At 35.1% G+C, this 22,089-nt stretch carries 17 protein-coding genes; 1 reads left to right on the top strand and 16 read right to left on the bottom strand.

Annotated elements, in window-relative coordinates; genetic code table 11:
- Positions 1-172 precede the first annotated feature (172 nt).
- Positions 173-403, top strand: coding sequence for a DUF2627 domain-containing protein (locus BFG57_RS00225; protein WP_069715439.1), 231 nt, complete (start codon positions 173-175; stop codon positions 401-403).
- 164 nt (positions 404-567) lie between these two features.
- Here the strand turns inward: BFG57_RS00225 and BFG57_RS00220 are convergent, their stop codons facing one another.
- The 16 genes from BFG57_RS00220 to nusB form a co-directional block, all read right to left on the bottom strand.
- Entirely contained in the window at positions 568-2,136 is a 1,569-nt protein-coding gene (locus BFG57_RS00220; protein ID WP_425388449.1) for a methyl-accepting chemotaxis protein, read from the bottom strand.
- A 258-nt stretch (positions 2,137-2,394) separates the two neighbouring features.
- On the bottom strand, positions 2,395-3,126 hold the full coding sequence (locus tag BFG57_RS00215; protein WP_069715438.1) for a glycerophosphodiester phosphodiesterase: 732 nt from the start codon (positions 3,124-3,126) through the stop codon (positions 2,395-2,397).
- 274 nt (positions 3,127-3,400) lie between these two features.
- A complete protein-coding gene (locus BFG57_RS00210) occupies positions 3,401-4,801 on the bottom strand; it encodes an aspartate kinase (RefSeq protein WP_069715437.1) in 1,401 nt (466 codons plus the stop codon).
- A 363-nt stretch (positions 4,802-5,164) separates the two neighbouring features.
- Positions 5,165-7,006 (bottom strand): GAF domain-containing protein, encoded by a 1,842-nt coding sequence (locus tag BFG57_RS00205; RefSeq protein WP_069715436.1) that lies wholly within the window; start codon positions 7,004-7,006, stop codon positions 5,165-5,167.
- A gap of 131 nt (positions 7,007-7,137) precedes the next feature.
- Positions 7,138-8,715: a flagellar assembly protein A gene (locus BFG57_RS00200; protein WP_069715435.1), complete on the bottom strand. Its 1,578-nt coding sequence runs from the start codon at positions 8,713-8,715 to the stop codon at positions 7,138-7,140.
- Positions 8,716-9,712: 997 nt separating this feature from the next.
- The gene (gene spo0A / locus BFG57_RS00195) at positions 9,713-10,498 is read right to left on the bottom strand and encodes a sporulation transcription factor Spo0A (RefSeq protein WP_069715434.1); all 786 of its coding nucleotides are present in this window, start codon (positions 10,496-10,498) and stop codon (positions 9,713-9,715) included.
- Between the two features lie 329 nt (positions 10,499-10,827).
- The gene (spoIVB, locus tag BFG57_RS00185; protein WP_069715432.1) at positions 10,828-12,114 is read right to left on the bottom strand and encodes a SpoIVB peptidase; all 1,287 of its coding nucleotides are present in this window, start codon (positions 12,112-12,114) and stop codon (positions 10,828-10,830) included.
- 250 nt (positions 12,115-12,364) lie between these two features.
- The gene (recN, locus tag BFG57_RS00180) at positions 12,365-14,080 is read right to left on the bottom strand and encodes a DNA repair protein RecN (RefSeq protein ID WP_069715431.1); all 1,716 of its coding nucleotides are present in this window, start codon (positions 14,078-14,080) and stop codon (positions 12,365-12,367) included.
- 185 nt (positions 14,081-14,265) lie between these two features.
- Entirely contained in the window at positions 14,266-14,715 is a 450-nt protein-coding gene (ahrC, locus tag BFG57_RS00175; RefSeq protein WP_069715430.1) for a transcriptional regulator AhrC/ArgR, read from the bottom strand.
- Positions 14,716-14,889: 174 nt separating this feature from the next.
- Positions 14,890-15,708, bottom strand: a complete 819-nt coding sequence (locus BFG57_RS00170; protein ID WP_069715429.1) for a TlyA family RNA methyltransferase — start codon at positions 15,706-15,708, stop codon at positions 14,890-14,892.
- A 15-nt stretch (positions 15,709-15,723) separates the two neighbouring features.
- Positions 15,724-17,604 carry a 1-deoxy-D-xylulose-5-phosphate synthase gene (gene dxs / locus BFG57_RS00165; protein ID WP_069715428.1) on the bottom strand — a complete coding sequence of 627 codons (1,881 nt, stop codon included), beginning with the start codon at positions 17,602-17,604 and terminating at the stop codon, positions 15,724-15,726.
- A gap of 12 nt (positions 17,605-17,616) precedes the next feature.
- Entirely contained in the window at positions 17,617-18,225 is a 609-nt protein-coding gene (locus BFG57_RS00160) for a hypothetical protein (protein ID WP_069715427.1), read from the bottom strand.
- A gap of 832 nt (positions 18,226-19,057) precedes the next feature.
- Positions 19,058-19,951: a polyprenyl synthetase family protein gene (locus BFG57_RS00155; protein WP_342670261.1), complete on the bottom strand. Its 894-nt coding sequence runs from the start codon at positions 19,949-19,951 to the stop codon at positions 19,058-19,060.
- On the bottom strand, positions 19,948-20,184 hold the full coding sequence (locus tag BFG57_RS00150; protein ID WP_069715426.1) for an exodeoxyribonuclease VII small subunit: 237 nt from the start codon (positions 20,182-20,184) through the stop codon (positions 19,948-19,950). The genes BFG57_RS00155 and BFG57_RS00150 overlap by 4 nt, the downstream gene beginning before the upstream one ends.
- Positions 20,181-21,530 carry an exodeoxyribonuclease VII large subunit gene (gene xseA / locus BFG57_RS00145; protein WP_069715425.1) on the bottom strand — a complete coding sequence of 450 codons (1,350 nt, stop codon included), beginning with the start codon at positions 21,528-21,530 and terminating at the stop codon, positions 20,181-20,183. Before xseA ends, BFG57_RS00150 begins: the two co-directional genes overlap by 4 nt.
- 41 nt (positions 21,531-21,571) lie before the next feature.
- Positions 21,572-21,961: a transcription antitermination factor NusB gene (gene nusB, locus BFG57_RS00140; RefSeq protein ID WP_069715424.1), complete on the bottom strand. Its 390-nt coding sequence runs from the start codon at positions 21,959-21,961 to the stop codon at positions 21,572-21,574.
- Between the last annotated feature and the right edge of the window lie 128 nt (positions 21,962-22,089).

Raw genomic sequence — 22,089 nt, 5'->3', positions numbered from 1 at the left:
AAATAACCTTCATACTGATATATGCAAAAATATTCACAGTCTAATCATAGCTCGATTAATCATAATTGACAATTTTCAGTTTGCAATCATCCTTTAGAATAACTTACACTTGACAAGTTGTATAAAATTCAGCATGCTCTATACATAGAAACTGTTTAAGAAGGGATCTATCATGAATCGATTACTTGCACTATGTATTATGTTAGTTCCAGGTTTTGGAGCAGGATTCGGAATTAAGTTAATGAGAGACACTGTTTTCGCGATTTTACAACCTCCAATTCCAACCTTATGGCTACAATTTTTAATCGGCCTTATACTATTTTTAGCAGGCCTTTCTTTTGTAGGCGGCTTTATTTTACATCGTGACCGAAAACGTAACAAAGTACAACGTAAATTTCAATGAAATTAAAAAACCAGATGAATAATAATGCGCGCACTGCCTTACGCGATTTATTATTCACACTGGTTTTCTTTTTTATCTAAAATATTATCCAAGTGAATTTATTACTATTGGATCCTGCTTTTCGTATATGTGTAACGTGATAAGAACTAACTCAATAACAACAGCTACATTACTTTAAATTGATTGACTTGTTCTTGTAATTGGTCAGCCATATTAGCAAGCACTTGGGAAGCACTATTGATTTCTTCCATTGTAGCCATCTGCTCTTCTGATGCAGCTGCAACCTCCTCTGTATCTCCAGAAGACACTTCTGCTAAATTAGAGATTTCATCTGAATTTTCAACGATTGACACAGCATCATTATTGATTCTCTTAATAGAATTATCTAAACTTTCCATCTCTTCATTGACATTGCAAATGGATGACTCAATTCTAGCAAATGATTCTCCCGCTGATGATACAACAGTACCTCCATCTGATACAGCTTTTGAACTTTGTTCCATCATCTCTGTCGCTTCATGGATTTCACCATGAATTGTTGTAATTAACTCTGTAATTTCTAACGCAGATATACGCGATTGTTCAGCCAATCTTCTCACTTCCTCAGCAACGACAGCAAAACTCTTTCCTTGCTCACCCGCTCTTGCAGCTTCAATAGCTGCATTTAATGCCAACAGATTTGTTTGTTCACTTATATCTGAGATTGTCGTAATAATACCCATGATTGATTTTGATTGACTCCCTAATTGACGAATAACCGTTTCAGTCTTCTTTACTTTTTCAGTAATCTCCGACATCTCTCCTACAACTTCTTTTAAACTTACAGAACCTTGTTGAGCATATTTCGAAGCAGTCTCAGAGTCTATTTTTACTTTATTTACATTCTTTGTCGTTAAAGAGATTGAATCAGAAATATCATGAATAGAATGCACCACCGCACTTACACGTTCTACTTGATCTCTTGAACTTCGTGAGATTTCCTCTGCTGCCATAGCGATCTGCTCAGATGCACGTGTATTCTCATTTGCACTTGCTGTTAATTCTTCACTAGAAGCTGCAACCTGATGAGAAGCCTCATGAATTTCATATAGGATTCCTTTCAATCTTTGGATCATACTGTTGTACATAACTGATATTTTTCCAACTTCGTCATTTGAATAAATCGGAACTTCTACCGTCAAATCACCATCTTCAGCTTTTTTCATTGCACTCACAACAGAATTTATCGGTTTAGTAATTTGATTAATAATAAATACACCTACAAACAACGCAAGCAAAGAGCCGATAATACTTATTAGGAAAATTTCATTTTTTATCGCTTGTGCCGGTAGCATCATTTCCTCTAAATATGTTGATGCAGCAAAGATATTGCCATTTGCCAACCCCTTATATGCAGCTACCTTCATCTTACCTTCCCATTCATATTCGATGTACCCTGTCTTCTCCACCATCATTGTTTTCATAAACTCATAATCCGCTAAACTACTTCCAATTAATTCTGGATTTGGGTGAAATAACATCGTTCCTTGTGAATCAACGATATATCCATAACCACTCGAACCTTGAGGTTTATAATACTGTTCTACCATATCGTCTAGATGTTCTTTTATCTTCTGTTGCTCTTCATTCGTTAAGTCTTTATCTTGATTATAATGTGATAGTTGATCTGCCTTTAAACTAACGATGTAATTTAGGTCTTGTTTGGATAACTTGTATATCCCACTTTCCGTCATTTGATGACTTAAGTAACCCGATGTCATTAATGGCACTAGTGTCAAAATCAAAATCGTAATTAGCAACTTCACTTTAATCGAAATGTCTTTAATACCCCTCACAAAAATCCCCCTTAGAACCAAATATTTCTATGTATAACTATAAAATACGCTAAATACTATTAGAATTCTATATTATTTATTAATTTACTCGCAGCTAATTGGAATAACTTTGTAAAATATCAAATATAGTGACCAAACAACTATTATTTATTAACATCAATGTAGTAATAACTCATCTCTTAGTTTCACAGCTTTATCAGGTAGATCTGTAATGAGAGCATCACATCCATTTAATATGAGTTGTTTCATCATATTTGTGCGATTGACAGTATAAGGTCGGACAGTAACATTATATTGCCTCGATCGTTGCAGATAACGTTTATTAACGTGATACCATTTCGGATGAATAGCATTTACATTCAAACGATTTGCGTATTCCCACGGTCGATGCATTTTATCGGATAATAATAACGCTACTTCATATTCTGGATTCGTACGTGCAATTTTCAACATACTATCATGATTAAAAGATGACAAAATGATTTGTTCAGTTAGCTTATGCTTTCGTAATAACCTAACCAGCTTCTCTTCAATATCTCTATAAAACAGAACATTATTCTTTAATTCTATATTTAAATAGAGAGGTTTCTTTGCTATCCACTCCAAAACATCTTCCAACCTCGGAATAACTTGAAATGAATATTCAGGCCACTTCACAGCTGCATTAAAGGATTTTAATTCGTCATATGTGTGATCCTTCACATAACCTTTCCCATTTGTAGTTCGATTTATTTTTTCATCATGAATAACTACCAATTCACCGTCTTTAGATTTGTGAACATCCAATTCAATTCCATCAGCTCCACATTCGTAAGCAGCTTGAAAAGATAACATCGTATTTTCAGGAAAATGACCTGCTGCACCTCGATGACCAAATATTTTTGTCATTGTTGTACCCCCTTTATCAATTAAATCAGCAATTGAAGCCCTACTTTTTCTTATGCACGAAAAAATAAATAAATACACATCAAAAAGTAATTAATTGTTTACTTTCAAAATGATAACTATACTGTTCCATTCAAACATTACAAAAAGACAGCTTATTACTCGTTAGAATAAGCTGTCTTTGAAAACTTCATTATTTATATCACGTATTAACTAACCATATTCACTCTCAATTAGGGCGCCCGTATAGTTTAACTGATTAAAACATGTTTAGAATTTACTTTATTTCTAATACCTCTTGAATCAATCCATCCGTTTCAACATTTTCACCATAATATTCCTTATAAAGTGAACGCACTGCTTCAGCTGCATCATTTTCTTGCACGGCAAACATCATACTTACCTCAGATGAACCTTGGTTAATCATTTCAATATTAACATCCGCACGAGCAAACGCTGCTGTCGCCTTTGCTGATATACCAACTTGATGAGTCATACCTTCACCTACGACCATTATCATCGCTTGATTGCGTTTTATTGTTACACTATCTACCTGTAGCTCTGAACGAATTCGTTCCATCACACGTGTTTCTGTATCATTATTATTGAATTGACGCTCCCTCAAAATTACAGACGTTTCATCTATACCAGAAGGCATATGCTCGTATGAAAGACCTTCATCTTCCAAAATTTGTAGTAATCGACGCCCAAAACCAACTTCACGGTTCATTAGATACTTACTTACATGAATGCTACAAAATCCACTATCTGAAGCAATACCTACAATCGGATTTTTTTCATAATTACGCTCTAATACTACAAATGTACCTCTTGCAGAAGGGTTATTTGTATTCTTAATACAAACAGGAATTTCTGCACGGAACGCAGGAATTAATGCCTCATCATGAAATACCGAAAAACCAGCATATGAAAGTTCTCGCATTTCTTTGTAAGTTAGTTCCTCAATCGCTCTTGGATTCTCTACAACTGCTGGATTTGCACTGAAAACAGAATCGACATCTGTAAAATTCTCATATAAAGTAGCCCCAACTCCAGCAGCAACTATTGATCCTGTAATATCAGAACCTCCTCGAGAAAAAGTTACTAACTCTCCATCAGGTGAGTAGCCAAAAAACCCTGGGATAATGAGAACACCTGAACGTAACTTCAATTTTTTCAAATTTTCGAAAGTTTCAGGTAAAACTTGTGCGTTACCTGGTTCATCACTAACTACTATCCCTGCTTCTTGCGGGTTCACATAAGAGGCTTCAATTTCTAAGTGATTCATATAAGCAGCAAATAACTCCGCATTATTATCTTCACCACTTGCTTTAATTCGATCCATTACACGCTGATTGTTTGAGCGATCTAATTCCCTTAACGCATGTAAATTTGCTGTAATTTCTGCAATGACACCATTGTTTATACCTAGTTCTGTTGCAATATTATCGTAACGATTTATTATTTCTAACAATTCATTTTCAACATTTTCATTTCTAAGAATCTTTTCTCCAAACTCTATTAATAGGTCTGTCGTTTTCGTATCACCTGAGAATCTTTTTCCTGGTGCGGACACGATGACTACTTTTCGTTCTGGATCATCCTTAATAATTTGGGCAACCTTTTTAAACTGTTCTGCACTTGCTACTGATGTACCACCAAACTTCGAGACTTTCATATTCCTTTATCCACCCACTCTTTCAGACTTTAATCTTCTAAAGCATTCATGTAATTTATACTATACTAACATATTCCACAATTTTGAGGAGCAAAAATATATATTTTTTTATTTTTTATCCATCACTCTAATAAGCCAGATTATATACCTACTTTTATTATTCAGTTTTTTCAGCATCATATACAAATTTAACTAAAAACAATCTAGGTGATAAGTTTGCTATCAATAAGTAAAGCTGTTCTACAAACAATCCATAGAATAAACTAAGTATTTTCTAACATTTGAAAAATGAGAGCAAAAAAAGAGCAAACGCGTTTTGCCGTTGCTCTTTTTATAAATTATAAAACGAGTATAAAATATAATTCAACTTATTTTTTGAAATGGTTCTATTGTCACCTGTGTGAGATTTTCTGGGGATTCAACTTTTATCCATGAACCTTGTTTTTCATCTTCGTAACTAATAACAAATAAATAATTATCAATTACATATAACTTATCTGTGCCAGAAAGGTTAAGCTCTATATCTTCAATTACAATCTCCTCAAATGGTGATTTCTTAATTTCTTTTATATAAACGTTAAATGACATGTCAAACAAATTTGCTTCTTCAAATTTCTCTTGTAACTCTGCTATAAATTCTGTTTTATCGTTAGTTGCATTCATACTCTCATTAGATGACACTTTCTCCATTTGGTAAATAACTGGTGAAATATTCTTTGCGATCGTATCAATTAATAACACTTCTTCTTCTTTTAGATTATCTTTCGTTTCTAGAACAACAATATATCCAAGTATGTTCTTGAAACCTCCACTCTCTAAATGACTAACAACTGAAATTGGTGAGAAAACGATACAATTCATATCATCTATACCATCAAGAAAATATTCATTTTCAATAAATTCATCAATATTAGGGGACGTAAATTGATAAAAGGTATCCGCTGCAGCCTCATGTTCAATGATAGATTTAAACTTAATACCTTTATCAACTATATTTGGTACACCAATAGAATGTTGTACCTTATACATTTGATCTGACTCTCGTTCACAAATGAAAGCCTTCTTCACTCCGTATCCTAATTGTAACGTTTGTAAAGTCAACTCATATAGCTCTTCTTTAGATTTACACGAGGTAATTGTTGTAACGAGTCGGTTTAATGTTGATAATACCCCATATTTCTTTTCCGTATTTTCTTTCTCTCTCGTTATTTCTTCAAATAAACGGGCATTAGTAATTCCAATATATGTAGTAGAAGCTAGTGATTCAATGAGTTCAATTTCAGTTTTACCGTATGGTTCACCAGTAATAGAATCACTAATCGTAACAACTCCAATTATTTCCTTCTTCACTATTAGAATTACATACTTAGCTTCTAGTCTTGAAAACTCTTCATAATTTTTGAATATCTTTTTTAAGATATCTTGATCATTCTCAATATGCAAAACAATGTTAGAGCTCTTATATTCTGTCTGCAACAATTCAAATTCAGTATAATAATGATTAAATGAATTCACATTACGGTAACCAGTCATTTTAACTCGTTGTGTCAAAGCATCATAAATTCCAAATGAAGTTACTTTACTTCCAGATACTTCACTAAATACATCTGTTGCAATTGAATAAAGAGAGTCTAACGTTAGTTCAGACAATAACGCTTTCGTGCTTTGATTCACAACTAATAAATCAAAAATCTTTCGATCTAATTCAGTATTGATTTTATTATAATCAAGAAAACGTTGATTGTTCTCTAAAGAATGATTAATTAAACGCATCAAGGCGTCACTAAATTTCAAATCATTTTGAGTGAATTCCCTACCCTTTATCCCGTTTGACAAGATAAAACCGAGTAATTCTGTATCATTAATTAGTGGCAGAACAAACTTCATATCGAACGTCAATATATCGTCTTTATGAAAATATTGATCGATTTCGGTCGTTAATACACTACCATGATAGATAGGCAATTCTTCTAACTTAGTATTTGATTCAATTTGATAAAGTAACTTTGTATATTCTTTCTGTTCTCGTAAGACAAAATGGTTCCCTTCTTTAACGAAAAGAGCCGATGCCTTGAAGTCATAAAGCTGATTACTAATATCAAATGCATAGCTAAGTAACTGTTCAATATGAAATCGTTGTGTAAAAAAATCAATTGCTGTTAACATTAATTCATATTGTTGTATGCAACTATCTTTCGTCTCCATCCCTTTATACCCCCACCCCATCGAAATGATCGTTCGACAGTGTAACAAATAAGTTCGTATTCTTCTATAGCTAGCATTACTAATTATTTTCCTTCTATCTATATAAAAGTAAAATCCCCATCCCCAATTTGTTACTCAAAATGCATCTCTTTTCCTTGTGCGAAGAATGTACCACGAGTATTACTATGCAATCTTTTCTTTAAATCTTTAATTCCTAACATCACTTCAGGATACGCATCTTGCATAATAGAAATTTGACCTTCACCTTTTGTTTCAAGCATTCGTACTAACCCTTTTCGGTAACCTTCAATGTTAGCTACTTGAGTTAAAAGATCTTCATACTTGGCAACATGCTTGTCATATTCTATACGCTGGTCAGCATCTAATTGTTTTAGAAAATTTTCAAAGATTTCAAGTTGACGTTTTGCAACATCTACTTCATGCACTAGCTTCTTATAATGTAGCAGCAGATCATTTAATTCTTGCTTAACTGCATTCCGATCAAACCCCTCTACATTAACAGATGTTTTTCTTTCCATTCTATTTCCTATAAATGCAGAAACAACTTTTCCGCGTGCTTGAATATGTCCACCAATAATCTTACCCTTTTTCGCATCAGTGAGTACATTCATTGCTTTCAAATGACTTCCAATCGCATAATAGCCAATGTTAATATCTTCCCCAGCCTCCAAGATGCATTCATTAGCATGTTTCAAAAAAATATGACGCTTTGCTTTGATATGTGTTTTACCCTGACCAAAAATACCACCTTTGATGAACACATCTCCATTTCGAGAGTGGATCTCTTTCGCTCCACGAATACCAAGTTCGCTTAAAATCGATACGTCACTCGTCGCAAAAACTGAAAAACCTGCTTGTATTGTCCCACGCACTTCGACACTTCCATCGAAATCAATATTACCTGTTTCAACACCAACATCCCCTTGGATAGTTAGGTGGTTTCCAACCGTAACTTTACCATCGACAAATTTAATTACACCATCTACCTTAGCCCTAAGAATAATTTTATTCCCTTGACGAATCGCCTCAACACTCTTTTTATCGTAATTAATCCGCCTATCTTTACCTTTCTTCGGATATAAAATCTCTCCTAATACATTTCGGCCTGCTAATCCATCCGTTGGATCTATTTTCTCTCCCAACCAATCCCCTTTTTTCACTTCATCAATAAAATTCATATCGTAATAGTCAGCATTACCATCCTCACGAATAGTTGGTTTTCGTACCGATGGTTCAAAATAAAGAACTTTAGCATCATCACCATTTGTTGGTTCAAATCCTTCAGCAACAACTAATTCTTTAATGATAATATTCGGATCATCTAATACATCCATCTTAATACCATCTTTGACCTGCTTTTCTCGTAAAAGTTCAATGATTAATGATTTATAGCCCTTCACATCATTAAGAAAATTATCCACTGTTTCATTTAATCTTACTTTAACTTGCATCTTATCTCTTGACACTTTAATCGTGGCAATTGGACGTAATTGACCTATTTCGACATTTTCTTTTTGCGCTTCCTCTAATGCTTTACGTAAATTCATAAACTTATTAATTTCTAACCGTGAATTTGATTGAAGCAACTTATTAAAGTCTTGAATTAAATAGCCCGGTTTAAATACTTTAATAAACAATTTTTCCTGTTCTTCAATTAATTCAAAATAATCGTTTTTTATTATTGTCATCCCTTACACCCCTTTCCGTAACAGAAGATGTATAATCTATCTTATTTCCACTGACATTAGTACTTCCACTTCAAAATCTAACTCATTCGATGAAATAAACATGTGAGAGAAGCTCCGTAATCTCTATGTTGTATTAAGTCTAATGATTATCTAATTATTCAATAGTTCAAATCTTTTAATGCTTTGACCTAAACAGAAGAGATCCATAAAACAATTTTCTCCATGAATACTGTTAAATTACCTTCATACTCCTTAAACGAACATACTTACATATATCTCATAATAGAACATAATATAAACTTCCGTATCATTTCAAATTTAGTGAAACAATCCCTCAATCCCATTATCCAAATATTGTTATATCACTATTATATTCTAATTTTACCATTATCTTTGTGACTTTTCCTTTTCTTAAGCAAATTATGAACAATTATACCCAGTTTATACTCAAAACCATAAATAGAAATAGTTAATAAATAGGATGTTTTATACCAAAAAAATGATTGAAAAAGCACAAAAAAGGATTTAATTTGAATTTTAATAGGTATAAAATAACAAAAATTAATCAAATCGCTATATACACGAGACTATTTAATCACAAGATATTAGGAGTACTATTATAAATGAAGGAGATAAATTATTAATTTACAAACGGCATCTACAATTTGGCTAAATTTTATACAATTAAACCTCTTTAACTAAAAAAGTTTAAGAACATTTAGAATAAAAATCTATACATAGAATTAGTTAATGAGCTAATTATAACCTGCATTTCTATAGAATATCATCCATATAAAACTATAAGTATACATATATTAATTAAGTGAAACCTCTAACAACATGATCTATCCTTTATTCTCAACTAATGATTGATATAATCAATTTAGCACTGGCTAACGTTTATTGAATAAAAAAACAAACAATTTGGAACAAAAAGCAAACACCTCTTTTTTGTAAAGAGGTGTTTGCTTTCATCAAAATATTAGTTTTCAACGTTTCAACTAGCATGCTCTAGCCCCAACTTATCTGCAACCATAGCTATGAATTCACTATTCGTTGGTTTTGCTTTCGTAACACTTACTGTATAACCGAAGAGATTTGAAATAGAATCAATATTTCCGCGACTCCAAGCAACCTCAATCGCATGACGTATTGCTCGTTCTACACGACTTGCTGTTGTATTGTATTTCTTCGCGATATCTGGATATAAGACTTTCGTTATTGAACCAAGTAGCTCAATATCTTTATACACCATCGAAATGGCTTCCCTCAAATAAAGATACCCTTTTATATGAGCTGGAACACCTATTTCATGGATAATACTAGTAATATTGGCATCAAGATTTCTCTCACGATTAACTGGAGTAGAGGACGTTCTTATACTAGGACGTTGTGCAAATGTTGAACTCTTTCCACTTACTTGACGAATATGATGAATTAAGTTGTCTGTATCAAATGGCTTTAAGATAAAATATGATGCACCTAATTCAACTGCTTTCGTTGTAACATCTTCCTGTCCAAAGGCTGTTAACATAATAACATTAGGTAGTTGCGGTTTGTTCAAATCCCTCATTTTTTCCAAAACCGCTAATCCATCAAGGTGTGGCATAATAATATCGAGTACAAGCACATCAGGTGACTTTTCTGACAACATATCTAGACATTGTTGTCCATTATGTGCAACACCAATAACCTCCATGTCGTCTTGTTTGGCAATAAAATCGTCTAAAAGACCAATTAGCTCTCGATTGTCGTCTACTAAACACACTTTAATTTTTTTCAAACTTAGTTCCTCCCCAGAAAAATTGTCCCTAAGATCTATTCTAGGAGAAACTTTCGACAATGCAATACGTTTTCCTCTTTATTTTGGAAATTTTCAATATAAGCTAAAATTCTCTCCTCAATACACGTTGTTTCTTTTTTATTCGACCTTTTTCGACTACCAAAAAAAAGAAACAAACCTTCAATACATTTATGTAAATCATGAGCTTTGTTACCCATTAACAGTTCATCTAATGTAATTAAATTAATGTTTTTCAAAACAAGCTAATTTTTCTCATCTAAAATAATCAGTCAGGTGGAGTATTTTCTCCACCTGACTATTCAACTTACTCAACCAGCAAGTTTTTCCTCTTTTTTATTAATATCAATCCCTGCATCATGTAACATCCATTCGATGTGTACACCGTATCCACTCGTCGGATCATTTACGAACACATGTGTAACTGCTCCAATGATCTTTCCATCTTGAATAATTGGACTACCACTCATACCTTGTACAATTCCCCCAGTTAAATCAAGCAACCGTTTATCAGTAACTTTTATGACCATTCCTTTTGTTGCAGGAAACTTTTGTGGGACTGTACTAACAACCTCAACGTCAAACTGTTGTACTTTGTCATCATTTACAACTGTTAAGATTTTAGCTGGTCCTTCCTTAACTTGATGAGAAAGTGCAATTGGCATAGGTTGATCAAATACTTTATTTTCAATTTCACTATTTAACTTCCCAAATATACCAAATGGACTATTTCTAGTTATGTTGCCTATCACTTGTCGGTCATTTGAAAATCGAGCCAACTTTTCTCCTGGTATACCGCCTTTACCTTTTTCAATTGAGGTTACCGTGGAACGTACGATTTGACCATCATGGACGACTATCGGCTTTTTCGTATCCATATCGGAAATAACATGTCCAAGTGCACCATATTTTTTCGTTTCTGGGTCAAAAAAAGTCATCGTTCCAATTCCTGCGGCTGAATCTCTTATATATAAACCTAATCGATATTTAGATTCATTTTTATTTTTAGCTGGAGATAAAGTCGTTGTAAATTCCTTATCTTCACGTTTGACAATTAATTGAAGAGGTTTACCTTCTGAAGCAGATTTTTGCACAACAGGAGCAACATCTTCCATCTCTTCAATCGGTTGCTCATTTATTTTTAAGATAATGTCACCAATTTGAATACCTGCTTCTTCACCTGGTGATCTTTTTCCTACATCTGTTGTAATAAGGTGATAACCCACAACTAATACACCTGCAGTATTTAATTTAACACCTATCGATTGACCTCCAGGAATTACTTTAAAATCGGGATGAACTTTCACATTTACTTTCTTCAATGGAATATTTCCCATCTCCAGTATCATTTCAGCTTCCCCGCTCTCCTTCCCTTCGACCATAAGTTCTTTATTATTTGTTGACTGTATTGCTAACACACTATCCTTCTCAACCTTGCCTTGAACAGGAAGTGATGTAACAGGCAATACTTCTCCTTCAAACAGCTGTAATTCATTTGGAATGGAAAGGTATTCAACAGCCTGTTTATGAAAACCGACTGCAACACATACTACAAGGAGAACTATACCAATAATTCGTCTTATTAATTCAAACTTCAAATTTTCTCACTCTCCTCGCTTTCCATCCTCACCAATATGTCACATTCTTATTTTTTTATGGTTCGGCTAAATGCATGCCGTAACTATACTTTTTCCTTTGAGAAGCAGAAATATAACTATGGTAATAAGAAAACTCAAAGCAAATAATTAGCATTGATAAACAAAAGCAGATGATACTTAAAGTAAAGCTTCAATAATTGTTTTATCTTCTATTTTTCATAAAAAAACTGCCCGAAGTTCGGACAGTTTATCAAAATGATTTTGCTTTAAGGTTTGAGGCGATATTTAATAACTCTTTTGCATGCTCTCGTGTTAAATCTGTAACCTCGACACCAGAGATCATTCTCCCAATTTCTTTAATCTTTTCTACTTCACTAAGTGCATGAACAGACGTTGTTGTACGTTCTTCATCCGTCTGTTTAGATATATACAGATGTGTATCAGCCATGGCTGCAACTTGTGGTAAATGCGATATACAAAGGACTTGTGAACCAACAGAAACACGATGGATTTTCTCTGCAATAGCTTGTGCCACTCTTCCACTTACACCTGTATCAACTTCATCGAAGATTATTGACGTAACACCTTGGTGTTCAGAAAAAATACTTTTAAGTGCTAACATTATACGAGACAGCTCTCCACCTGACGCAACCTTTGACAGTGGTTTTAATGGTTCACCTGGATTTGTTGAAATGTAAAATTCGACCTGATCAATGCCGTTTGGGTAAAACTGAATATAACCAATTTCAGAATTCATATCTGACTGTTTAAATTCGACTGAGAATGCCGTTTTCTCCATATAAAGTTCTTGAAGTTCTCGATGAATCATTTCTGTTAACTCATCTGAAGCTTTCTTTCGTAAATCTGATAAATGCTTTGCTTCAACAAATAAATCTTCAGTTATACTTTGTAGTTCTTGTTTCATTTTTTCAAGATGTGTATCTCTGTTTTGAATTTCATCAATTTCTTCTTCAATTTTAGATGCATATTCTAAGATTTCCTCAACTGTAACACCGTATTTTTTCTTTAACAAATTTATCTCATTTAATCGACTTTCAATAAAATCAAGTCGGTTCGGGTCAAATTCCAGTTCTTCTAACTGATCCCTTAATGAATAAGATACTTCCTCTAATAAATAAAAGCTGTTAGCAATTTGTTCACTTATCCCCTTAAGTTCCTCACTTATATGTGATACAGACTCAAGCTGACTCATAACAAGCCCTACCCAATCTAAACCTCGTTGCTCACCATTAAGGCCTTCATAACCCGCTTTCAATGAATGATGTATCTTTTCAAAATTAGCCATTTTAATACGCTCTTGTTCTAACTCTTCGTCTTCATTAGGCTTAAGATTAGAATTAGTAATCTCTTCCAATTGAAACTGAATCAAATCAAGCCTATGAGCTAACTTCTGTTCATTATCATTATAAGAATTCAGTTTTTTCTTTAATTTTGCATATGACTGATAAATATCGGTGTATTCATTATATGTCTTAATAATATCGCCTTGAGCATATTCATCTAACAAAGGTAAATGCCTGTCACTATTCAACAGATCTTGACTTTCATTTTGACCGTGTATATCTACTAAAGTCTGACCAACTTCACGTAAAATAGCTAGTGTAACTAGCTTTCCATTAATACGGCAGATACTTTTCCCTTTATTTGTCATATCTCTTTTTAATACAATTTGTCCATCCTCAACTTCAATTCCGAGCTGCTTAGCGAGCTGGATACAAGGGTGTGCTTCTTCTTCAATTAAAAATAACCCTTCGATCTCAGCTTTATTTGTACCATAACGGACAAATTCTGTTGAGCCTCTTCCACCTACTAACAAACCAATGGCATCGATAATAATCGATTTACCTGCACCGGTTTCTCCTGTTAATACTGTTAAACCTTCTTCAAATGATACTGTTAATGACTCAATAATTGCAAAATTCTTAATCGACAATTCTGCAAGCATGTTGCACCACACCTTATTCAATTCTATTCGCATCTGTTAAAAAAGTGGGGAATGCATCATATCTACTTACCCCAATGAGAGAAATCAACATGAATTTAAAATGAGTCAGTAGACTGATTTCACGAACTGTTAGTATGTAGTTATTAAAAATAAGCTAGTTGCTATGAGCTAATGAATACTAACTTCTATAACATATCTAAGAATCGGTTCGTAATTAATTCTGTTTCGTTCTCACTACGACAAATAATCAAGATTGTATCATCACCACAAATCGTACCGAGGATTTCATCCCAATCAAGGTTATCAATTAATGCACCTATGGCATTAGCATTGCCTGGTAGCGTTTTCATTACGAGAAGATGACCAGCATCATCAATTTTTACAAATGCATCCATTAAAGCTCGTTTAAGCTTCTGTAATGGATTGAAACGTTGATCGGCAGGGAGACTATATTTGTATCGTCCATCCATCATAGGTACTTTAACAAGGTGAAGCTCCTTGATGTCACGAGATACTGTTGCCTGAGTTACATTAAAACCATCATTTTTTAATATTTCTACAAGTTCATCTTGTGTTTCGATCTCTTTATTTGTAATTAATTCACGAATTTTAATATGTCTTTGACCTTTATTCATATTTCCACCTCATATTATTCATGCCTATCTTACTCCTTTATGTTATACGATTTTACACTACTTGTACATTTACCCACCAAAATCTCAAAAAATTGTAATAACTACCGAATTATCAGAATATATCAGCAATGACGTAAGAAAAGGTAACAGCAATTAGCAGTTACCTCATTTTTTCTATTTTTTTAAGTTTTGATGAGCATCTGTAATTAAATCGTCAACAGAAATCGCTTTAATTTTACGTTCATCAGAAGGTTGCCAACATAGATGAAGCAAAAATTCAATATTACCTTCTCCACCTGTAATCGGTGAGTATGATGCATCAAGAGCAGTATAACCTAATTCAATCGCAAAATCATGAATTTCTTCAAATACGCTCGCATGTACCGCCTTATCTCTTACAATTCCTTTCTTTCCAACTTCATCACGACCAGCTTCAAATTGTGGTTTCACAAGTGCTATAACATCACTGTTTTTTTCAAGCAGATCTTTCAATACTGGTAAAATTAAACGTAATGAAATGAAAGAAACGTCAATCGTTGCAACATTTGGCTTACCCTCTGTTAAATCAGCCTCTGTGACATAACGAAAATTGGTCCTTTCCATTACAACAACACGGCTATCTTGTCGTAACTTCCAAGCGAGTTGATTATAGCCAACATCAAGTGCATAAACTTTTGTTGCTCCATTTTGCAAGGCACAATCTGTGAATCCACCCGTTGAAGCACCAATATCTAAAACCGTTTTCTCTGCCACATCTAAATCAAATGTATTCAATGCCTTTTCAAGCTTTAAACCTCCACGACCTACATATGGGATGACCTTTCCCTTCACCTCAATTTGTACATCGTCCTTCACTTTCACACCAGGTTTATCAGCTCTCTGTTCATCAACAAAAACAATCCCTGCCATGATAGAACGCTTTGCTTTTTCTCTCGTTTCAAAATATCCTTTTTCAACTAACAATACATCTAGTCGCTCTTTCTTTGCTGACATTTCTCAATTCCTTTTCTATCGTATTGGTAAAAGCTGTTGTACTTGTTCAACAACACCTGTTTCTGTTAAACCAATCTCTTCCATAAGTTCTTTCACACTGCCGTGTTCAATAAAACGATCTGGAATTCCCATTCTAGAAATTTGTGCATGTTGATATCCGTTATCATATGCAAATTCAAGAACCGCACTACCAAAACCACCTTGCAGAACAGCCTCTTCAAGTGTAAGGATTGGCATATTTAATTTAAATAATTCAGTTAACATAGTTTCATCGAGAGGTTTAATGAAACGAGCATTCACTACTTTTACAGATATTCCATCTTCTTCAAGAAGTTCTGCCGCTTTCATTGCCATTGGGATTGTTGTTCCAAATGTTAAGATTGCAACATCATTTCCATCTCTAAGAACTTCCCAAGAGCCTATTGGAATTTGTTTCATCTCATCATCTACTTCTACACCTAACCCATTCCCTCTAGGGTAACGAATTGCAATTGGACCATCATCATGTTTTATAGCAGTATAAACAAGGTGTTGTGCTTCATTTTCATCTTTGGGCATCATGAGAGTCAAATTAGGTAAATGTCGTAAGAAGGCAATATCGAATACTCCTTGATGTGTTTCACCATCTGCACCAACTAACCCTGCACGGTCGATTCCGAAGAAAACATTTAAGTTTTGACGACATACGTCATGTACAACCTGATCATATGCACGTTGTAAAAATGTTGAGTATATTGCAACAAATGGTTTCATCCCTTGTGCAGCTAATCCAGCTCCCATTGTAACAGCATGCTGTTCAGCAATCCCTACATCAAAGAATCTTTCAGGAAATTCATCTCTAAACTCTTCAAGCTTCGAACCAACAGGCATTGCAGGTGTTATTGCTGCAACACGTTTATCCTCTTTAGCGATTACTTGCACGGCTGAGCTTATTACCTTACTCCATGCTGGAGGTGTATCCGCTGGCTTTAATTGTTCTCCCGATTCTATCTTATATGTACCTACACCATGCCATGTTCCTCGTGTATCAGTTTCAGCAGGTTTATATCCTTTACCTTTCTTCGTCAATGTATGAACGATGACAGGACCCTTCACTTTTTTAGCATAACGGAGGTTTTCAAATAAATCTGCATAGTTATGACCATCTACTGGGCCAAGGTATGTAAATCCAAGTTCTTCAAAGAAAATGCCTGATACAAGAAAGTACTTTAAAGAGTCCTTGACTCGTTCAGCTGTTTGAGCAAGCCGACCACCAACAGCAGGAACCTTCTTCAATAAAAACTCCAAATCGTCTTTCATTTTTTGATATTTACCAGCTGTACGTAACCTTCCAAGTACACTATGTAACGCACCTACATTTGGTGCAATAGACATTTCGTTATCATTTAAAATGACAATCATATCTTTTTTCTCATGACCAATATGATTTAATGCTTCAAGAGCCATTCCACCTGTTAAAGCACCATCACCAATAATTGGAATGATATATTCATTTGAACCCTTTATATCTCTTGCAGCTGCCATTCCCATAGCTGCTGAAAGAGAAGTAGAGCTGTGACCTGTCTCCCAAACATCATGTTCACTTTCACATCGTTTTGGAAAACCACACAACCCTTTGTATTGTCGCAACGTATTAAATTGATTTGCGCGACCCGTTAAAATTTTATGCACATATGATTGATGACCTACATCCCAAAGAAACTTATCTTTTGGGCTATCGAACAAGTGATGTAGTGCAATCGTTAGCTCCACAACCCCAAGATTAGGGCCTAAATGTCCGCCAGTTTTTGATAAGTTCTCTATCAAAAATGTCCGGATGTTTTGCGAAAGTTCCATCAGTTCGTGATGATCAAGATTCTTAATATCACTTGGTGACTGAATAGAAGATACATCCATAAAAAAATCCACTCACTTTCGTTTCTGTTCTTTCCGTTTTTTCTTTTGCTGATTTTTGAAGACTTTAATATTTAGTTTATCATCTAGATAGTAAAAAATCTTCCCTACTTGGAAAATTATATCAGTCGAATACTGCATAGCAAAAGTTTTACCAAATGCTTTACCTCCAACGGTTGTCGCTGCAACGACACTAGTAAACACAACTGATACAACATAATTAAATAATGAGTCCTCAACATAGCCGAAACCTACCGTTAATTGCAATACAACTAATGCTGAGGCTGTACCACTTACTACTCCAGATATATCTCCGATAACATCGTTACAAAAACTAGCAAACCGGTCAGCATTTCGTACGATAGAAATTGCTTCTTTTGAGCCATTTACACGTTCTGATGCCATTGCATGGAATGGCACCTCGTTAGCAGCAGTAGCAGCAATCCCCAACATATCGAAAAATATACCAATGAAAACGATCACAAAAACAATGAACATTCCAACTCCCCATGAAACACCACCTAACATAGAGGTTGAAACAATTGAAAAAATAGCCGCTAACACAAGCGTGATAACGGCAATACCAGTAGTAAATTTGATTGAGTTTCTTAAAAGCTCTTTCATTTTCCTTTGATCGTCACCTATCTCAAACGTTATAAACGTTATCTCATTTTAAAAAACAAATTACTATTAACAATTAAATTATGTATAACAGGGTGGTCATATAAAGAGTAAAAACTGCGGCTTAGGTCCAGTAGGTTTTCCCAAGCAAGTACCGAGCGTCGCCGCTCTGGCGGTTTCCCTTTAAACTCACCTCAGCCGAGTCACCTCCAGCTGGACTGGATTGCCACTTAGATCCGCACTATAATCCTCTTTATATGTCCGAATTAGAACAGTCTAGGAGTTTTCCTCAACAGGCTTTAACTATTTCCTAGCCTCTTTTGCAGAGTAGATTTCATATGTCGAAAAATGAAAGACAGTGGCCTACTGTACAATTCATTTTTATGCCATAATCCCCTCTAACACCACTCAAGGCAGGCTACGCTGCTTGAAAGTTTCCCATATAAACTTTTCATCGCAGGTTCATACCCCATTTCATAAGCTGCACATGCTAGCGCAATACCTACAAGAATGGGCCTCCGCGGAAGCAGGGTCAACGCCCACATGCCATTGTGGATCGCCCTGCGACCTTAACTCCCAGCACCGACCCAAGGCTGGGCGCCTCAAGCCGGCACAAGGAACTTCATCGATGTGCCCTTTAGCGGATTTTTAGGCCCGCCTTCAGAAATAGTAGACTGACTAGAATACTGCACCACCCTTGAATTGATAATTACAATATACCATAAAAATTACGGTTTCACAATCTCTTAGAATTTGGATTATCTGTTATACTTCATGTGAACTGGTCAATGATGACAGAAAACCTCAATTTGTTTAAACTTCAATTTATGTAGTATTAATATTCGCGCTGTATAATAAATCTCGCGAGCTCTTCTAACCGTTCAGAACTAACAGAAGCCTCACGAAGTGCTTTCAGTGAAAGAGCTAAATGTTCTTCACATTTCTGCTTCGCACCTTCTAATGTGAGAAGTTTCGGATATGTACTTTTTTGCAAAGTTGTATCACTACCGACTGGTTTACCTATTTTTGCTTCATCACCTTCAATATCCAGTATGTCATCTCGAATTTGGAATGCGATACCTAAATGTGTAGCAAATTGAGTTAAACTGCTTAATTGCTTTTCAGTTGCGTCCCCTAAAATAGCACCAGCTCTTACACAAAATTGAAGTAATTTACCCGTTTTATGATCATGAATGAACTGTAATTGCTCAAGGTCAATCGATGTGCCCTCAGCTTCAATATCTGCTACTTGACCACCGACCATGCCTTCCGCTCCAGCAGATTGGGCCAACTCATTCATAATCGATAGCTTTTTATTCGGTGAAAAATTAGGATAAGTTGAACCTGCTATAAGTTGAAAACTGTAAGTTAAAAGTGCATCTCCCGCCAAAATCGCATTTGCTTCACCAAAAACCTTATGATTGGTTGGCTTTCCTCTTCGAAGGTCATCGTCATCCATACTCGGTAAGTCATCATGAATTAAAGAATATGTATGTATAAACTCAATAGCACAAGCAGTATCCATTCCTAATTGCCATTCCCCACCAAAGGAACGTAACGTTTCAAGTAAAAGGATAGGACGTAGACGCTTACCTCCAGCCTCCAATGAATACACCATCGCATCTCTTAACACTTTAGGAGTTGTTAAATGCTCAACTGACTTCTTCATATACTCATCAATTTGCTTTTTCTCTTCAATTAAATAATTTTGGAGTGTTGAGCGAGTCACTCTTGTTCCTCCTCAATCTCAAATGGGCGAAGCTCACCGTCTTCTTGTAGAATTTCGGTCATTTGCTTTTCGACCTTTTGCAACTTGTCATGACATAACTTTGAAATGTTCATACCTTCTTGAAAATAGGTGATTGCTTTTTCTAGAGGAACATCCCCTTCTTCTAACTTCTCAACAATTTCTTCAAGTTGTTCCATTGCTTGCTCAAATGTTAATTTTTCTTCATCCATCATTGCTCACGCTCCTCTAATCCCCATACTTGACAATCCAACTGTCCATCCTTTACTTGAACTTGCACGCGATCACCAAGCTTCACATCTTCTACAGACTTTATTAATTTGTCCCTTTCATTATAAACGAGGCTATACCCTCTCTCCATTACTTTTAGTGGACTGAGCATCCCAAGCTTTGAAAGGTACGTTTGTAGAGCGAACTCCTTACCCTTCTTTATTTCAGTAAAAGCTCGGTCAAGATTTCGAGTCGTCTGCTCTTTACGAGTTATTGCTTGCTGAAGCTGTTCAAATGGGTGTTGTTGCTTCAAACGTTTCCTCAAATGTGTTAACCGTTCTTGTTTGTAATGAACTAAGTGTGTCGCTTGTTTTTGAAGGCTTTCAAATAGTCGGTCTAACTCTTGTTCCTTTTGAACAAGTAGCTTTTCAGGATAACGAAATGCATATGATTTTTGTAAACGTCTTAATCGTTCTTGGTCATAAGTAGTCTGGTCCCGCAACGATCTAATAAGCCGTACCTTGTGTTGTTTTAACCGTTCAATTAATTCCTCTATATGTGGCACAGCCAATTCTGCAGCTGCTGTTGGTGTAGCAGCTCGCATGTCGGCCACAAAATCTGCAATCGTTACATCCGTCTCATGACCAACTGCTGAAATGATCGGTATGTTAGAGTGAAAAATAGCTCGTGCAACTATCTCCTCATTAAATGGCCATAAGTCCTCTAATGAACCACCACCACGTCCTGTTATTAGAAGATCAAACTTACCAATTTCGTTCGCCTGTTCAATCCCTTTTGCAATAGATGCAGCTGCGTTTTCTCCTTGAACAAGTACTGGAATAATTGTCACATGAGCAATAGGAAAACGTCGATTCAATGTTGTTAAAATATCACGAATTGCAGCACCTGTTGGTGACGTGATCACTCCGATACGACTTGGAACAGATGGAAGTGGCTGCTTATATTCATTGGAAAAAAATCCTTGTAATTCAAGTTTTTTCTTCAATTCTTCAAATGCTAAATATAGGTTCCCAATTCCATCGGGTTGCATTTCCTTAGCGTATAATTGATATTGTCCATACGCCTCATAAACAGATACTTCACCACGAACAAGCACTTTCATACCATTCTCTGGTTTAAATTTCATAAATCGATTAGCCCCAGCAAACATAACACTTTGAATGCGCGCATTCTCATCTTTCAAAGTAAAATACATATGCCCACGACTATGTAATTTGAAGTTGGAAATTTCTCCCTTAATCCACACTTCCTGCAAATGTGAATCATCATCAAACCGTCGCTTAATATATTTTGTAAGCGCCGTAACTGTTAAAAATGGTTTTGTTGACACATTTTAACCCCCTTATTCTCTCACAGGGTTCACTCATTCGATCATGAAATTTGCTTTTTCATTTTCGAAAGAACTGCATTAATGAACTTACTCGAATCATCATCTCCAAACATTTTTGCAAGCTCAATTGCTTCATCAATTGATACATTAGACGGAATATCTTCCATATATTTCAATTCGAATGCTGCTAAGCTAAGGATGACGCGATCCACATTTCCTAAGCGTTCAAGTTTCCAGTTTTCTAAATTTAAGGAAATGAAAGAATCGATATCTTCTTTATGTTCAATTGTTCCAAAAAGTAGCTCTTCCAGAAAATCATCTGACTTTTTATCTTCAAGCACATGCTCAAGCGCTTCTTTTGGGTCTATTTGACTGACCTCTACTTGAAATAACGCTTGTAGTGCTTTCTCTCTCGCTGTTCTCCGTTTCATTGTTTTCTTCCTTTCATCAAGTTCATACTTCAAGAAGATGTTCAAAAAGTTTAAAAGTAACAGTTTAGTTACTATTAGCTATACTGCTATTATTACGAACAATCCCCCAAGACATAACATGATAATAG

It is taken from the genome of Bacillus solimangrovi, from assembly GCF_001742425.1.
In the GTDB taxonomy this organism is placed as follows: Bacteria; Bacillota; Bacilli; order Bacillales; family Bacillaceae_N; genus Bacillus_AV; species Bacillus_AV solimangrovi.
This window is presented reverse-complemented; position numbering and strand designations above follow the sequence as displayed.

Bases quoted from the DNA above. Each gene is read 5' to 3' on its own strand.
- BFG57_RS00225 (WP_069715439.1), top strand. From the start codon at position 173: ATGAATCGATTACTTGCACTATGTATTATGTTAGTTCCAGGTTTTGGA.
- BFG57_RS00220 (WP_425388449.1), bottom strand. From the start codon at position 2,136: ATGACGGAAAGTGGGATATACAAGTTATCCAAACAAGACCTAAATTAC.
- BFG57_RS00215 (WP_069715438.1), bottom strand. From the start codon at position 3,126: ATGACAAAAATATTTGGTCATCGAGGTGCAGCAGGTCATTTTCCTGAA.
- BFG57_RS00210 (WP_069715437.1), bottom strand. From the start codon at position 4,801: ATGAAAGTCTCGAAGTTTGGTGGTACATCAGTAGCAAGTGCAGAACAG.
- BFG57_RS00205 (WP_069715436.1), bottom strand. From the start codon at position 7,006: ATGGAGACGAAAGATAGTTGCATACAACAATATGAATTAATGTTAACA.
- BFG57_RS00200 (WP_069715435.1), bottom strand. From the start codon at position 8,715: ATGACAATAATAAAAAACGATTATTTTGAATTAATTGAAGAACAGGAA.
- recN (WP_069715431.1), bottom strand. From the start codon at position 14,080: ATGCTTGCAGAATTGTCGATTAAGAATTTTGCAATTATTGAGTCATTA.
- ahrC (WP_069715430.1), bottom strand. From the start codon at position 14,715: ATGAATAAAGGTCAAAGACATATTAAAATTCGTGAATTAATTACAAAT.
- BFG57_RS00170 (WP_069715429.1), bottom strand. From the start codon at position 15,708: ATGTCAGCAAAGAAAGAGCGACTAGATGTATTGTTAGTTGAAAAAGGA.
- dxs (WP_069715428.1), bottom strand. From the start codon at position 17,604: ATGGATGTATCTTCTATTCAGTCACCAAGTGATATTAAGAATCTTGAT.
- BFG57_RS00160 (WP_069715427.1), bottom strand. From the start codon at position 18,225: ATGAAAGAGCTTTTAAGAAACTCAATCAAATTTACTACTGGTATTGCC.
- BFG57_RS00150 (WP_069715426.1), bottom strand. From the start codon at position 20,184: ATGATGGATGAAGAAAAATTAACATTTGAGCAAGCAATGGAACAACTT.
- nusB (WP_069715424.1), bottom strand. From the start codon at position 21,961: ATGAAACGGAGAACAGCGAGAGAGAAAGCACTACAAGCGTTATTTCAA.